The 16,095-nt window shown below is 35.2% G+C and carries 12 protein-coding genes and 1 riboswitch; all 12 genes read left to right on the forward strand.

Annotated features, from left to right (window positions below):
- Positions 1 to 25: 25 nt before the first annotated feature.
- The 12 genes from I580_RS02970 to clpB all read left to right on the forward strand — a co-directional run bounded on the left by I580_RS02970 (position 26) and on the right by clpB (position 16,059).
- Complete coding sequence (locus tag I580_RS02970) at positions 26 to 1,540, forward strand: helix-turn-helix domain-containing protein (RefSeq protein WP_010772794.1); 1,515 nt, start codon at positions 26 to 28, stop codon at positions 1,538 to 1,540.
- A gap of 23 nt (positions 1,541 to 1,563) precedes the next feature.
- Entirely contained in the window at positions 1,564 to 2,475 is a 912-nt protein-coding gene (locus I580_RS02975) for an aldo/keto reductase (protein WP_010772793.1), read from the forward strand.
- Positions 2,476 to 2,793: 318 nt separating this feature from the next.
- The gene (gene polA / locus I580_RS02980; RefSeq protein WP_010772792.1) at positions 2,794 to 5,439 is read left to right on the forward strand and encodes a DNA polymerase I; all 2,646 of its coding nucleotides are present in this window, start codon (positions 2,794 to 2,796) and stop codon (positions 5,437 to 5,439) included.
- Between the two features lie 97 nt (positions 5,440 to 5,536).
- Positions 5,537 to 6,373: a DNA-formamidopyrimidine glycosylase gene (gene mutM, locus I580_RS02985; RefSeq protein ID WP_010772791.1), complete on the forward strand. Its 837-nt coding sequence runs from the start codon at positions 5,537 to 5,539 to the stop codon at positions 6,371 to 6,373.
- Positions 6,374 to 6,376: 3 nt separating this feature from the next.
- Entirely contained in the window at positions 6,377 to 6,973 is a 597-nt protein-coding gene (coaE, locus tag I580_RS02990; protein ID WP_010772790.1) for a dephospho-CoA kinase, read from the forward strand.
- A 362-nt stretch (positions 6,974 to 7,335) separates the two neighbouring features.
- On the forward strand, positions 7,336 to 7,821 hold the full coding sequence (gene nrdR / locus I580_RS02995; protein WP_010761066.1) for a transcriptional regulator NrdR: 486 nt from the start codon (positions 7,336 to 7,338) through the stop codon (positions 7,819 to 7,821).
- Between the two features lie 12 nt (positions 7,822 to 7,833).
- The gene (locus I580_RS03000; protein ID WP_010772789.1) at positions 7,834 to 9,240 is read left to right on the forward strand and encodes a replication initiation and membrane attachment family protein; all 1,407 of its coding nucleotides are present in this window, start codon (positions 7,834 to 7,836) and stop codon (positions 9,238 to 9,240) included.
- Positions 9,240 to 10,169 carry a primosomal protein DnaI gene (dnaI, locus tag I580_RS03005; RefSeq protein WP_010772788.1) on the forward strand — a complete coding sequence of 310 codons (930 nt, stop codon included), beginning with the start codon at positions 9,240 to 9,242 and terminating at the stop codon, positions 10,167 to 10,169. Before I580_RS03000 ends, dnaI begins: the two co-directional genes overlap by 1 nt.
- Before the next feature lie 101 nt (positions 10,170 to 10,270).
- Complete coding sequence (locus tag I580_RS16405) at positions 10,271 to 10,741, forward strand: hypothetical protein (protein ID WP_010772787.1); 471 nt, start codon at positions 10,271 to 10,273, stop codon at positions 10,739 to 10,741.
- A 176-nt stretch (positions 10,742 to 10,917) separates the two neighbouring features.
- Positions 10,918 to 11,088, forward strand: a riboswitch (M-box (ykoK) riboswitch).
- 329 nt (positions 11,089 to 11,417) lie between these two features.
- Positions 11,418 to 12,065 carry an MgtC/SapB family protein gene (locus I580_RS03015; protein ID WP_282705421.1) on the forward strand — a complete coding sequence of 216 codons (648 nt, stop codon included), beginning with the start codon at positions 11,418 to 11,420 and terminating at the stop codon, positions 12,063 to 12,065.
- A gap of 35 nt (positions 12,066 to 12,100) precedes the next feature.
- Positions 12,101 to 12,595 carry a GNAT family N-acetyltransferase gene (locus I580_RS03020; protein ID WP_143141696.1) on the forward strand — a complete coding sequence of 165 codons (495 nt, stop codon included), beginning with the start codon at positions 12,101 to 12,103 and terminating at the stop codon, positions 12,593 to 12,595.
- 860 nt (positions 12,596 to 13,455) lie between these two features.
- Positions 13,456 to 16,059 (forward strand): ATP-dependent chaperone ClpB, encoded by a 2,604-nt coding sequence (clpB, locus tag I580_RS03025; RefSeq protein ID WP_010772783.1) that lies wholly within the window; start codon positions 13,456 to 13,458, stop codon positions 16,057 to 16,059.
- Positions 16,060 to 16,095 lie beyond the last annotated feature (36 nt).

The raw sequence follows: 16,095 nt of genomic DNA on the forward strand, positions 1-16,095 counted from the left end.
TACTTTTTTTTGGTGGAGGTTTAGGATGGATTATAAAGAAATTCTTGATGTTGAATCAAAGAAGTTACTTGGTTTGTTTAATTTATTAAGAGCGACAGATGATGGCAAATCTCTAGAAACACTTTCAAAAGAACTGGAGCTGAACGCGAAAACAATCATACGATCAATAAAAAAACTAAAAAAGTTATTTATACATTATCAGCTAGAAAATCAGTTAGCCATTGGTTGTCATGAGAGAAATCTATTCTATTTGAAAAGGGACAACAATTTGTATTTGGAGATTTTTTTGGTTCAATATTTAAGCGATCTTCCCGAAATTATTTTTTTGAAAACAATCATTGAAGGAAATAGTGGTTCGACAGATAAGCTAATAGAAACTATGTCGATTAGTGAATCAAGTTTAAGAAGACGAGCAAACAAAATCAATAGATGGTTGAAAAAATATAACATGTCTTTAAAACGGGGATCCTGGGAGCTTTTGGGCGAAGAGGAACAGATACGTGCGTTAGTTTTAGATTTTTATTGGTTTGCGTATCAGGGACAAAAACAGAAATTAATGATACTGGCAAAAGAAAATAGTCGCCAACTATGTACGAAACTTATTTCATTTTTCAACATGCAAATCAACGACTTACAAAAGGAAATGCTATCTCGAATGATTCAAATAACTGTTTGGCGCCATCAAAGTGGCTATAAAGTTCGGATAAAGAAACATTGGAAGCAATATATTGAGAATAGTGCTGTTTTCACTAATTTTATAAGAAGTATGGAAACTGAGAGAGAGGTTACAAAATTAAATTTTGAAGAATTAACTTATATTTACTTGATGATCCAAGCTTACTTTTTAGCATACGTAGGATCAAATATGCAAGCATTTCTTATTGAAGAACATTATTTAAAGAAGACGACTTGTTATGCTATGACGTTAACCACAAGCCGTAAATTAAGACAAGTATTTTGGGGCGAAAAAATCAACCATTCTAAAAAAAGCGTAGTGGCATTTTTAGGATTTCATCTATATTATGATTTGATTTCGGGATTTTTCTTTGAAAAAGTCCAATTAAAAACAGTCTTTGAAGAAAACTATCCTATCTTTACTTGTAAATTGAATGAAGCTGTGGATGAATTGATCAAAGAAAATCTATATTATCAGTCAATACCAAAAGAGGCGTTGAACTTTCGCTATTTTATGATTTTAAGTTCACTTATCTCTCCAGTCTACAATGAAAAAAGAATATTTATCTGTTTGATGACAGATTTACCATTGGAAATGGAAGTTGACATAGGGAATAGGATCACCAATTTTTTCATGAATAAATTTAACTTAGTGGTAATTTATGCAAGAACTTCAAATTCTATTTCCTATGTTGATATCATTTTAACAACAGTTGTTTATCAAGCTATAAATTGTAAATATCCTCAACCTACCTTACTTATAGAGCCAGATATTTCTGAAATACTCCTTTTTCAGATAGAAAGTTTGATAAAAAAGGTAAGGAATGAAGCCCTTTCAAAAAAGTGTGTTAAAATAAATAAGTGAATATAATTTTAGGAGGGTCTCCAGTGAAAAAAATTCAATTTGGAACTAGTGATTTACAAGCAGCATCAGTTATTCTTGGGTGTATGAGAATGAATGGAGCTGAAAAACCAGCAGAAATTATTGAAACAGCATTTGAACATGGCATTGATTTTTTTGATCATGCAGATATTTATGGGGCTGGTGAGTGTGAAACAATTTTTGGGAAGGCTCTTAAAGAAACGTCAATCAAAAGAGAAGACATTGTCATTCAAACAAAGTGTGGGATTCGCAAAGGAATGTTTGACTTTTCAAAAGAACATATCGTTTCTTCTGTTGAAGGTAGTTTGAAACGTTTAGGTGTTGACTATGTGGATGCCTTATTACTTCATCGACCAGATACACTTGTTGAACCAGAGGAGGTTGCAGCTGCTTTTGATCAGTTGGAAGCGCAAGGAAAGGTAAAGTATTTTGGTGTCAGTAATCAAAAACCAATGCAGATCGAATTGTTGAAAAAAACTGTGAAACAACCATTACTAGCAAATCAATTACAATTTGGCATCAAACATACTGGGATGATCGATCAAGGAATCCATGTCAACATGACGGATGAAGCAAGTATTGATCATGATGGTAGTATTTTAGATTATTCTCGCTTGAACCAAATGACAATCCAAGCTTGGTCACCTTATCAGTTCGGATTTTTTGAAGGTGTCTTTATAGGAAATGAACAGTTTGCTGAGCTTAATAAGACCTTAGATAAAATTGCTGAACATCATAATTGCACAGCAACAGGTCTGGCAACAGCTTGGATTTTAAGACATCCAGCACAAATGCAAGTAATAGCAGGAACCATGAATAAAGGACGTATTATTGAAATTGCCAAAGCATCAGAGATTGTTTTAAGTAGAGAAGAATGGTATGAGATTTATCGTGTAGCTGGAAATAGTTTACCTTAGTGCGTAACAAGCCAAAAAAGCGCACGTTCTAAAAATAAAGGAAAGATGATGGTTCCTAAAAAAGTTACATTTTAGAAATCTTTCGTTCATATAAACTTCACAAATCTCTTGTACTATAAGTTTGTAGAAGAAAAACAACTGCTACAAAAATATGTTAATTTGTGTGAACTCCTAATGGACCCGCTCTGAGTGTGCAGAGCGGGTTTTCTTCTGTTTTCACTAATGCCTGGAGCACTTTAGTTCCTTCCTACTGCAAAGTTGTCAGTTTTTTGTTAGAATAGATAGGAAACCAGTTTGCTGAAGATGAGGAGAAAAAAGATGACAAAAAATAAGTTATTATTAGTTGATGGAAATAGCGTTGCTTTCCGAGCATTTTTTGCTTTGCACAATTCCCTAGAACGTTTTAAAAATAAGAATGGGCTACATACAAATGCTGTTTATGCATTTAATAATATGTTTGAAAATGTCATGACAAAAGAAAATCCAACGCACGTTTTAGTCGCATTTGATGCAGGCAAAACTACCTTTAGAACGGAATTTTATCCTGAATATAAAGCAGGTCGTTCAAAAACGCCTGGAGAATTTAAGGAGCAAATGCCATACATCCGTGAACTTTTAACTGGTTTAGGTGTGAAATATTATGAGTTGGATAATTATGAAGCTGATGATATTATCGGAACACTAGCAACGAAAGTTCCAAAAGACGAATTTGATGTTGTTGTGTTGTCTGGAGATAGAGATTTAACTCAATTAGCGACTGATTCAGTGAAAGTTGATATTACAATCAAAGGTGTTAGTGATCTAGAATCTTATACACCAGAACATGTTGCTGAAAAATATGATGGCTTGACACCAAATCAAATTATTGACATGAAAGGTCTAGCAGGAGATACTTCTGACAATATTCCTGGTGTCACAAAAATTGGTGAGAAAACCGCGATTAAGTTGTTGAAAGAATATGGTTCAGTCGAAGGCGTCTATGAAAATATAGACAGCATGAAACCGAGTAAAATGAAAGAAAACCTAATCAACGATAAAGAACAAGCCTTTATGTCGAAACGTCTAGCTACGATAAATGTCGATTCTCCAGTGAAAGTGGATATCGACGAACTGAAATATGAAGGGAAAGATTTGGAAAAACTGATTCCTTTTTACAAAGAAATGGAATTCAAACAAATGTTAAGCAAATTAAATGTAGAAGAGGAAACAATTGAGCTAGAAGATGTTCATTTTGATGTAGTGGACACATTTACTGAAGATATGTTTACCGAAGATATGGCGTTATATGTGGAAATGCTGGAAGACAATTACCATACTTCACCAATCATAGGAGTTGCTTGGGGAAGTAAGAAAAAGGTATACGTAACAAATAGCTTGGAATTATTTGAAAGCCAACCGTTTGTTGATTGGGTATTATCAGATAATTATAAGAAAACAGTGTATGATGCAAAACGTACGTATGTATCACTTAATCGGTATGTAGGAAAGCCTCAAGGGATTACGTTCGATGTACTATTGGCGGCATATTTGTTAGATACAAATGATAATAGCGCCGATATTGAAGGTGTAGCACAGCATTATGGCTATACGGATATCCATTCAGATGAGTCAGTCTATGGAAAAGGTGCAAAAAAAGGGTTACCTGAAGATGATGAAGTATTCTTTAGCCACCTTGCTCGTAAGGTGAATGCCATTCATTTCCTTTCTGAAAAATTAGACAAAGAATTAGTAGAAAAAAATCAAGCTGACTTATTTTATAAAATGGAACTACCGTTATCAAAAATTTTGGGTGATATGGAAATTACAGGAATTCGTGTAGATGCAAATCGATTAAAAGAAATGCGTATTGAATTTTCTGATCGACTGCGTGAAATTGAACAAAAAATTTATGCGGAGGCTGGGGAAGAATTCAACCTGAATTCACCAAAACAATTAGGTGTGATTCTATTTGAAAAAATGGGTCTACCAGTTATCAAAAAAACAAAAACAGGATATTCTACTGCAGTTGACGTATTAGAACAGTTGAAAGAACAAGCTCCTATCGTGGAAGATATTTTGGTTTATCGTCAGATTGCTAAAATCCAATCAACCTATGTTGAAGGATTATTAAAAGTGATTCAACCAGATGATAAAATCCACACAAGATATGTTCAAACGTTAACTCAAACTGGTCGTTTAAGCTCAGTGGATCCCAACTTACAAAATATTCCAATTCGTTTAGAAGAAGGACGGAAGATTCGTGAAGCATTTGTCCCAAGAGAAAAAGACTGGCTGATTTTTTCATCTGACTATTCTCAAATTGAATTGCGTGTGTTAGCTCATATTTCAGATGATCAGCATTTAAAGGAAGCCTTCATTGAGGGGCAAGACATACACTCAAGCACAGCGATGCGTGTATTTGGCATTGAAAAACCGGAAGACGTTACGCCTAATATGCGTCGCCAAGCAAAAGCAGTCAATTTTGGGATTGTATATGGCATCAGTGACTATGGTCTATCCCAAAATCTAGGGATTACTCGTAAACAAGCGCAAGAATATATCGATACGTATTTTGAAAAATATCCAGGTGTCAAGAAATATATGGAAAATATTGTTCGTGATGCTAAAGATAAAGGCTTTGTAGAAACTTTATATAATCGCCGTCGTTATTTACCAGATATTAATTCACGTAATTTTAATCTTCGTTCTTTTGCAGAACGAACTGCAATCAATACGCCAATACAGGGGAGTGCAGCTGATATTTTAAAAATTGCAATGATCAATATGGATCAGCGATTAAAAGAAGAAAAAATGCAAGCAACGATGCTTTTACAAGTGCATGATGAACTTGTTTTTGAGGCTCCAGAAGCTGAATTAGATAAATTAAATGAATTAGTTAAAGAAGTGATGGAAAACGCTGTTTCATTACATGTACCATTATTAACTGACAGCAGTTGGGGAAAAACTTGGTATGAAGCAAAATAACTAACTAAAAAAATAGGAAAAAGGCCGATCAAACAAAAAAGTTAGTATAACTTTGATATGTTCGCTTTGGTCTTTTTCTTCTAAGGAGAGGTGAATTATGCCTGAATTACCAGAAGTTGAAACTGTTCGAAAAGGGTTGGAAAAGTTAGTTGTTGGCAAAACAATCAACGAAGTTACGATTTTATGGTCAAGAATTATTGAGTCACCTGAGTCTGATATTTTCGCACAACAGTTGATTGGTCAAACAATCGAAAAAATGGAACGTCGAGGCAAGTTCTTGATTTTTAAGTTAACAAATTACGATATGATTTCCCATTTGAGAATGGAAGGGAAATATGAAACACATGAGCCAGAAGATGAACGAACGAAACACACCCATGTAATTTTTACTTTTACAGATGGAACTGAACTACGTTATCTTGATGTTCGAAAATTTGGGCGGATGGTTTTAGTTCCTAAAAATCAAGGAGAAAATTATAAAGGAATCTTGGCGCTTGGTCCAGAACCTGTTCCAGACCAATTTAAATTATCAGAATTTCGTTTAAAATTAAAAAAACATCATAAAGCAATCAAACCGTTATTATTAGATCAACGACTAGTGACGGGGTTGGGTAACATATATGTAGATGAAGCTTTATGGGAAGCAAAGATTCATCCAGAACAACCAGCAGATACTTTAAAACCTAAAGAAGTTGAAGCTTTGTATTACGCAATTATCGATGTCTTAGGTCGAGCAGTTGAAGCAGGCGGTACAACGATTCGTAGCTATTTGAATGCACTAGGTGAGGCAGGAACTTTTCAAATTTCACTAAATGTTTATGGACAGACTGAGAAACCATGTCCAAGATGTACTACACCAATCAAAAAAATTAAAGTAGCTCAGCGTGGTACCCACTTTTGTCCAACGTGTCAAACATTGAAAGTGAGAAATTGATCAATGAGTATGATATTAGGTTTGACTGGCGGGATTGCTACTGGTAAAAGTACAGTTGTGAAGTTGTTTAGAAATTTAGGGTTTCCAGTTGTTGATGCAGATTTGATTGCTCGTGAAATTGTTGAGGTCGGAATGCCAGCGTTAGCTAAAATAGTTGGTGCATTTGGATCAGAAATACTACGATTAGATGGTTCTTTAGATCGTAAAAAATTGGGGAAACTAGTTTTTTCGGACAAGCAGAAAAGAAGAGAACTGAATGAATTATTATCCCCCTTTTTAAAAGAAGCAATTCTATCTCAAATCAAGAAAAAAGAAGAGAAAGCAAAGCTTGTGGTTGTTGATATTCCTTTGTTATATGAAGGTGGATATGATGCATATATGGATAAAGTAGCTGTTGTCTATGTTCCAGAGAATATTCAATTAATGCGTCTAATGAAAAGAGATCAGCTAACCGAAGGGGAAGCATGGCAGCGGATAAACAGTCAATTATCAATTGAAACAAAAAAACAAAGAGCAGACATCCTATTCGATAATCAAAAAACGATACAAGAAACAGAGGAAATCGTAAAAAGTTGGTTATCAAAAAATAATTTTATATAATTTGTTCAGCCATGTTTTTGGATATTAAAAAGTGAAATAGGCTATTAAATGAAGACAAAGAGAGCGGTTAGGACAACATCTCTTTGTTTTTATTTTTTATATTGACATCTGTTCAACATAGAATTAATAGACAAAAAATTGATAAAAATAAAAAAGAACAGTCAAGAAGTTAGTTAAGTCGATTTTTTATGAAATTTCATTCGGGAAATTTGTTATTAAATAGGTGCTACATAAATGAAAAAAAATGGTTAAGAAGTAATAGTTAATGTCTGGTTTCTCAAGCATTTCATGTTATAATACAGTAAGTAAACTAAAAATTAACGTTAAAAATAGATATTATTAGATAAAATGAGGTGAATACTATGCGTTGTCCAAGATGTCATCATAATAATTCTCGTGTAATCGACAGTCGTCAAGCAGATGATGGTCGTGCGATTCGTCGTCGTAGAGAATGCGAAAATTGCAATTACCGTTTTACAACGTTTGAACGAATTGAAGCAGCTCCACTACTAGTCATCAAGAAAAATGGTGATCGAGAAGAATTTAATCGTGAGAAAATCTTACGAGGATTGATTCGTTCGGCAGAAAAACGTCCGGTTGCCATGGAACAAATGGAACAAATCGTTGATAATGTAGAAAATCGTGTCCGTAGTTTAGGTGAAAATGAAATTTCAACGACTTTAGTCGGAGAATATGTCATGGAAGATTTAGTTAATTTAGATGAAATTGCATATATCCGGTTTGCCAGTGTATATCGCCAATTTAAAGATATGAGTGTATTCTTGAAAGAATTGCAAGGCATCGTAGATAAAGCAAAATCTTCAAATTCAGATACAACCAATGAATAAGGAGGTCTTTCCTTGAAAGACAATTGGAAAGAAGTCCATCCTAAAAGTATATTTCAATCAGCAATTGCTTATCCTTTGTCTGATCAAGAACAAGCGATATTAACGCTTTTATATCAACCGATTATAGGTGCAAAAGCATTCAGTTTATATTGGACACTTTTATCAGAAGTTACAGAAACAGGTGTTAGTGAGTCCCTCTTCCATGCTGATTTAATTACGATGTTGGATATGAGCATCCAAGAAATTCAAGCTGCCAGAAGGAAATTAGAGGGGATAGGATTATTAGGGACATTTGTCAAAAATGATAACGAACTTGGTCCGCAGTTTTTATACCGTTTAAATCATCCTGAAACGGTTGAACGTTTCTTTAAAGACGAAGTTTTGTCATTGACTCTGTTAAACTGTGTTGGACAGAGAAAATTAGACAAACTGTTTGATCGATTTAAACCCAAGTACACCAATTTAACAGGGTTTGAGGATATTTCGGCTGGATTTAAAGATGTTTACCTGTTCAAAGAGGAGCAAATTATCTCTCAGAATAATCAACTAAGACAGATGGAGCAAGCTTTCAGTGACCCAAGGCCTGCTCAAAAACTCAGTGCGGTCAATGAAAGCTTTGATTGGGCATATTTTATTCAAGGTATAGAAAAACTTGGAATAAAACTGCCTGACAATAGCGTCGGTTTTAAAGAAGAGGTGTTTGTTTTCCACAATTTATTTGGGATTACAGAGTTGGATATGATTGAATTTTGTTCTAAATCATTTGATTATTATACAAGTAAGATCGATGTCAAAGACTTTGAACGAGCGGTGTATAGAACTTATGACCCTGATAAGAAACAAAAGGCAAGCCAGTTTCAAACGAACGACTCAGTGGAATTATCTGCTGAAGATCAGCAGACTTACCGTTATAATTCATTAAAACTAAATGGCTTTTCAACTCAAGATATTCAAATGATCATGGATAGCGAAAAGAATTTTCCGTTAAATTATTTGGAAGCTTTGAAAAATGAGCGAGGCGGTTATACAACGCCACAAGAACGTTCATTGGTTAAGTATCTTGTGAGTAAATCTGGATTACCTAATAGTGTGATAAATGTCTTGATTAATTACGTTTATAATATCCAAAAACAACCCACGCTAAAAGCAGACTATGTGAATCGTATTGCCAATGAATGGGCTCAAAGTGGTATTTTTTCACCTGAGAAAGCGATTGATCATGTGCGGGAAATAGCTAAAAAAGGGAAAGAACAAAAACAGTCGAGACAGCGCTATGGACAAAATAATAGACCGATTCGTCAGGAAACATTACCAGATTGGGTAGAGAATCCTGTTGAAGAACAGAAATTATCTAAAGAAGAACAAGCTCGATTAGATAAAGAAATTCAAGATTTTCTGAGTAAAGGAGGCGGTAACTAATGGAAGACGTAGGAAAAGAAATGTCAAAGATCATTCAAAACAGAGATATGAACGAACGCTATAATGAGCTAGTTGATGTTGTATTAAAAGATACGGATGTACAAGAGTTTATCCAAGAAAATCGTGACCGATTGACTGACGATGATATCCGCAAGAGCTATTCAAAGTTATATGAGTTTGTTCAAGAAAAACGCAAATATCAATTGAATGATCCATCCATGATTGCTCCTGGATATGAGCCGAAATTAACCTTGAACTTTCACTATATTGATGTAACTTACGTGCCAACAGAAGCTTTGATCGCCAAGCAAAAAGAAGATGAAATTCGTAAGCGAGTTCGTGCTATGGATATGCCTAAAGATGTACGGGAAGCTAGTTTAAGTAGATTTGATACAGCTTCTCAAGGTCGGGCTCAGGCAATGGCTGAAACAATGAGATTTTTAAATGAATATACTTCTGAGCCTAAAGAATTTCATAAAGGGCTGTATCTTCAAGGAACCTTTGGGGTTGGAAAATCGTTCTTGTTAGGCGCAATTGCGAATAGTTTGGCTGAACGTGGATTTGTGACGACGATCGTTCATTTCCCAACCTTTACAGTAGAAATGAAGCAGGCAATCGGTAAGGATATGGTTGGTCCTAAGCTAGATGCGGTCAAAAAATCACCTGTTTTAATGATTGATGACCTTGGTGCGGAATCAATGACCTCTTGGATTCGTGATGATGTCTTAAGTGTTATTTTACAGTATCGTATGCAAGAACAGTTAGTGACATTTTTTTCATCTAATCTTGATTTAAAAGATTTAGAGAAACATTTATCTGTTACGCAACGTGGCGAACAGGAACCGCTGAAGGCTCGTCGAATCATGGAACGAATTCGATATCTAGCACAAGAAATCACAATGTCTGGTAACGATCGTAGAAATGGTTAGCTGTCTATTTTTTAGGCAGCTTTTTTCTGTTAATTATCTAGATAATTGTGATGGAAGGCTGTAATAACGCATAATAAATTACACTATTGGAGGAAAAAATTATGAAAAAAATCGTAATAACTACACTAGTAGTATTCACATTGATTAGTTTAGGAGCGTGCACGAATAATAACAAAAATTTGCCAAAGGGAAGTGAAGAAACGTCAATGAGCAGTAAAAAAGATCAAGCTACCGATGAAACGTCAAATACTAAAGAACAAGCAAGATCTCAATCAATATTCACAGCGATTTTAGTTGAAGATGCTAAAAAGAATGATACAGTGGATCACTCAATTCGTTTGGTGTTAAAAGAAGTTGAAGCTGTTGAAGATCCAGAAAAAATTATTACTATGATGAAGAATGATGGTGTCATTTTGAACGTACCAAAAGAACAATTAGCAGATGGAATTACAGAAAGTGACTTGAAATCAGGAAATAAAATTCAGTTTACTTTAGTTGGTTTACCTGCGATGACAATGTCGATTCCACCTCAAGTAGCTGGAAATTCAGTCATTAAAATTGAAAAAATCTAATGATTTTGACGTTTATAACGTGATTGGGAGCAGAGGTATACCTTTCTGATTTTTCGGAATTAAACACTTCTGTTCCAGCCTCGTTGTTTTATTTTTTTAAATTGGATACTGTTTTTCATTAAAAAATATTGACAGGCAATTTATAATGATGGTATAGTTTCTCCTGTAAGACAACTGAATAGATTTGTTAGGTGAGGCTCCTATACAAACATAGGCTACTGCCCAAAAACATCGAGAGATGCCAATGGGTAGAACAGGGATTGTCGATTAGAAGGCTTTTCATAAGGTAGCTAAAAGCTCTGCTTTTTACGTTGTATAGTGCCAAAACTCAACGATTAGATCATACAGGCTTTTTTTGTGCGCTTATTTATGACCTTCCGCTGAGTTTTGGCGGAAGGTTTTTGCTGTGAATCACTACGATTGGCCAAAGGACAGAGTAGATGATGAACAGTACTTGGCGAACGAAGAGAGAGAAGTAACCTTAGTACTGAATCCCCCCACTCCGTTTCGATTGCATCAATTCCTAAAAGCTAAAGCACTAAGAACTGAAGGACAGAGTAGATGATGAACAGTACTTAGAAAACGAAGCAATTTTCGTCTAAAAAAAAGTTTCCACCTAACATCAAGTCTAAGAAAGGAGCAATACTATGTATTTTTAATCAACGTTATTGCCAGTATTTTTGCCGGAATGATTATTGGGGTAGAAAGACAATGGCGAAAAAAATTAGCTGGTATGAGAACGATGACCTTAGTAACATTTGGCTCATGTCAATTTGTTTCATTGTCTACTTTGATTCAAGATGACAACAGCCCAACACGAATAGCAGCGCAAGTAGTCAGTGGGATTGGATTTCTTGCTGGAGGGGTGATTTTAAGAGAAGGATTTAGTGTGACAGGTATCAATACAGCGGCAACCTTATGGTGCTCAGCTGCAGTTGGCAGTTTGATTGGTGCTGGATTTGTGATCGAAGGAGTAATATGTGCGGTCATTTTAATGTTAGTTAATATTTTGTTGAGAAATTTATCCTTCAAAATGGATGACTACACTGTTCAACGAGAAGAGGAAAAGACTGAATCAATCCATTATCTGTCCATTATTACAAGTAATACTTGTGAGGTCATGCTTAGAACTGAAATTATCCAATTATTAGATAAATATTGTTTAACCTTTACTAAGTTCTCTTGTACAGATCTAGCAGGAAAAAAAGTCCGATTGTTTTTAGAAATCGAAGCGACAAGAAATGGTACGCTTGCGGTAAATGCGATCATTTCAGAATTGTCTCAGTTATCAGAAGTCATCGAAATCAATCAAATCGACAATTAAAAGAACGGAGGAATTAACATGGTAAAACAGTGACGGTGAAAGTTGTAAATTGGAATAGTGAAGAATATTGGTCAGGAATAGAGTTGAGAAATAAGTTGCTAAAAACAAGTGCTGGTAAAGAGTGGATCAAAAATTTACCATTAGATGAAGAAAAGGATATCCATCTGGCTGCAATGATCGACGGGAAAGTTGTGGGAACGTTGCTTCTTTCAAAGAAGAGCCAAACAACAGCACAAATTAAACAAGTGGCCATTAGCGATAGCTATCAAGGATTTGGTCTTGGTAAAAAATTACTTAAATTTGCTGAAAAAATTGCAGAGCTTTTGGATTTTCAGTCCGTATATTTAACTGGACGTAAGCAAGCTTGGGGTTTTTATGATCATTTTGGTTATCAAAGTATCGGATACGCCTATTCAGATGGTCAAGTGATTTTAAAAAAATTTGAGAAAAAACTATACACCAATAAAGGTATAGGGAAGTTTGGAATTATTAAATATATAACACTAAGGGAGATGGAAACAAATGGATGACAGTAGTCAGTTGATTAAGGGCTTATATAAAAAAAACTTGTTGTTAAAGAAATACGGATGCTATTGTCTATTTGTTTCTAGTACAGACATGTAGTTTCCTCCGCAACACCTTCTCTTTTTTCATTAGCCTGTTCACTAAAAAAGACATTAATTTCCTGGAAATTCTAGGTATGACGTTGCGAAGACTTATTATAATAGAGGAAAAGATCGACGTTCTAATTTTAGAAACCGTAATCTTTTTTTTAGAGACCATATCATTTGCTAAAATAGTTCGTTGCGCTATCATAAAAATAGATAGAAAGATTAGTTAGAACATCCTAGCCTTTTATTTGACCTTTACTGACCAATTGAGTATAATAGTTTTATAAAGTCAATATTAATCAGACTTTAGACTTTGAAAAAAATAGTACAAAAGTCTGAATGTTTTTTTACCATAGTAACGGTACTATTTATATAGCAGAGATTTATGTTTTTTTAAGTAATGAGTCGAAAACTCAGTCAATCCTTGTGGAAATAGATTAAATTAATATTGTGACAAAAAGGATCGTACTCACATTTTCCTATTTTTCAGTCGAGGCTGATCAACCTCGTTACACGTTAATATTATATAGCTACGCGGGCGAGCTTATCGGAAAAAAGATAAATGATAATTGAGGTAAAAAGCCTTCAATCATAATTTCCTATTTTTCAGTTGAAGCTGGACGAGCCCGTTACGCTTTAATAGTATCTAGCTACACGGGCTAGTTTCTCGGAAAAAAGATAAATGATGACTGAGGCAAAAAGCACCTCATTCATAATTTCCTATTTTTCATTCGAATCTGAACGAGCCCGTTACGCTTTTAAATTTAGGAGGTAATTCTATGAACATCGAAAAAATGACAACGACATTACAAGAGGCAATCGCAGAGGCGCAACAAGTAGCAGTCACTCGTCATCATCAGGAAATCGATATTGCTCACCTATGGAAGATTTTTTTGCAGCCGAATCATTTTGGTCGTAATTTTTATACAGACGCTGGAGTTGATGTAGATGCTTTTGAGCGCGAAATCGATAAAGCAATTGATGAATATCCAAGTATTCAAGGTAGTAATATTCAATACGGTCAAAGCATGAGTCAGAATTTGTTTAACTTATTAGGTGAAGCAGACAAACTTAGAGAATCGTTTCAAGATGAATTTTTAGCAACTGAAATCGTGATTTTAGCGCTGATGAAATTGAAAAATTATCGTTTAACAAAATATTTAACAAGTCAAGGAATCACAGAAAAAGAACTACGTAAAAATATCGAAGACATGAGAGGAGGAGATCGTGTGACTTCTCAAAATCAAGAAGAACAATACAAAGCATTAGAAAAATATGGGGTAGATTTAGTCCAACAAGTTAAAAGCGGTAATCAAGATCCAATTATTGGTCGTGATGAAGAAATTCGTGACGTGATTCGGATTCTATCTCGTAAAACAAAAAATAATCCTGTTTTGATTGGTGAACCAGGGGTTGGTAAAACTGCAATCGTGGAAGGATTAGCACAACGAATCGTTCGTAAAGACGTGCCTGAAAATTTAAAAGATAAAACAATCTTTTCTTTAGATATGGGTGCGTTGATCGCCGGCGCTAAATTCCGTGGCGAATTTGAAGAACGTCTAAAAGCAGTACTAAAAGAAGTAAAGAAAAGTGAAGGCCGTATCATTTTATTCATTGATGAAATCCACAACATTGTTGGTGCAGGCAAAACAGAGGGTAGTATGGATGCTGGAAACTTATTAAAACCAATGTTGGCTCGTGGCGAATTACATTTGATCGGTGCTACAACACTAGATGAATATCGTCAGTACATGGAAAAAGATAAGGCATTAGAACGTCGTTTCCAAAAAGTCTTAGTAAAAGAACCAACGGTGGAAGATACGATTAGTATTTTACGTGGACTAAAAGAACGTTTTGAAATTCATCATAGCGTAAATATCCACGATAATGCCTTGGTAGCTGCGGCTACTTTATCAGATCGCTATATAACGGATCGATTCTTGCCGGATAAAGCTATTGATTTAGTCGATGAAGCAAGTGCGACAATTCGGGTTGAAATGAATTCAATGCCGACTGAACTCGATCAAGTAACACGTCGTTTGATGCAATTAGAGATTGAAGAAGCGGCGTTGAAAAAAGAGTCAGATGACGCTAGTAAAAAACGCTTGGGCGCATTACAAGAAGAACTAGCTGATCTTCGAGAAGAAGCCAATGCAATGAAGATGCAATGGGAAACAGAAAAAGAAGAAGTGAATGCTGTCAGCAATAAACGTGGAGAAATCGATAAAGCAAAACATGAATTAGAAGATGCTGAAAATAATTATGATCTAGAAAGAGCAGCTGTTCTTCGTCATGGTACGATTCCACAATTAGAAGAAGAATTGAAACAGCTTGAAGCTAAAAATGCTAAAGACAATGTTCGCATGGTACAAGAAGCTGTAACTGAAAATGAGATTGCGCAAGTCGTTGGTCGTTTAACAGGTATTCCTGTAACCAAACTAGTTGAAGGGGAACGTGAAAAACTAATGAAATTGAACGAAACCCTTCACAAACGTGTCATCGGGCAAGATGAAGCTGTAGATGCAGTGAGCGATGCCGTGATTCGTTCGCGTGCTGGATTACAAGATCCAAACCGTCCTTTAGGCTCCTTCCTATTCTTAGGACCAACAGGTGTTGGGAAGACAGAGCTTGCTAAGGCTTTAGCAGAAGACCTATTCGATTCAGAAGACCATATGGTTCGAATCGATATGAGTGAGTATATGGAAAAACATAGTGTTTCTCGTCTAGTCGGAGCACCTCCAGGATACATTGGTTACGAAGAAGGAGGCCAATTAACGGAAGCTGTTCGTCGTAATCCATATACGATCGTTTTACTAGATGAAATCGAAAAAGCGCATCCAGATGTTTTCAACATTTTACTTCAAGTGTTAGATGATGGTCGTTTGACGGATTCTAAAGGACGAGTGGTTGATTTTAAAAATACTGTCTTGATCATGACAAGTAACATTGGCTCTCAATTATTACTTGAAGGTGTGACGCCAGAAGGAACGATTCCAGAAGCTGTTGAAGAGCAAGTGATGACGATTTTACGCGGGAATTTCAAACCAGAATTCCTAAATCGAATTGATGACACAATTTTATTTACACCATTAAGCCTAGAAAATGTCAAAGGCATTATCGGAAAAATGACGGCTCAATTAGCGAAACGTTTAGAACATCAAGAAATCGAATTAGTGATTTCAGATGAGGCAAAAACTTGGATCGCTGAAAGTGGTTATGATCCAGCTTATGGAGCTCGTCCATTGAAACGTTTTATTACAAAAGAAGTGGAAACACCATTAGCAAAAGAAATCGTTTCAGGACGAGTGTTGCCTAAGACAAAAGTAACAATCAGTCTATTGAATGGACAACTAGTATTTGAAAATGAACCAATAGAAGAATAAGCTAGAAAGTAAAAGAGTGGGGCAAAATGCCTAGTT

This window comes from Enterococcus caccae ATCC BAA-1240 (assembly GCF_000407145.1).
Classification (GTDB): Bacteria; Bacillota; Bacilli; order Lactobacillales; family Enterococcaceae; genus Enterococcus_L; species Enterococcus_L caccae.

Bases quoted from the DNA above. Each gene is read 5' to 3' on its own strand.
- I580_RS16405 (WP_010772787.1), top strand. From the start codon at position 10,271: ATGAAAAAAATCGTAATAACTACACTAGTAGTATTCACATTGATTAGT.
- dnaI (WP_010772788.1), top strand. From the start codon at position 9,240: ATGGAAGACGTAGGAAAAGAAATGTCAAAGATCATTCAAAACAGAGAT.
- polA (WP_010772792.1), top strand. From the start codon at position 2,794: ATGACAAAAAATAAGTTATTATTAGTTGATGGAAATAGCGTTGCTTTC.
- clpB (WP_010772783.1), top strand. From the start codon at position 13,456: ATGAACATCGAAAAAATGACAACGACATTACAAGAGGCAATCGCAGAG.
- I580_RS02970 (WP_010772794.1), top strand. From the start codon at position 26: ATGGATTATAAAGAAATTCTTGATGTTGAATCAAAGAAGTTACTTGGT.
- nrdR (WP_010761066.1), top strand. From the start codon at position 7,336: ATGCGTTGTCCAAGATGTCATCATAATAATTCTCGTGTAATCGACAGT.
- mutM (WP_010772791.1), top strand. From the start codon at position 5,537: ATGCCTGAATTACCAGAAGTTGAAACTGTTCGAAAAGGGTTGGAAAAG.
- coaE (WP_010772790.1), top strand. From the start codon at position 6,377: ATGAGTATGATATTAGGTTTGACTGGCGGGATTGCTACTGGTAAAAGT.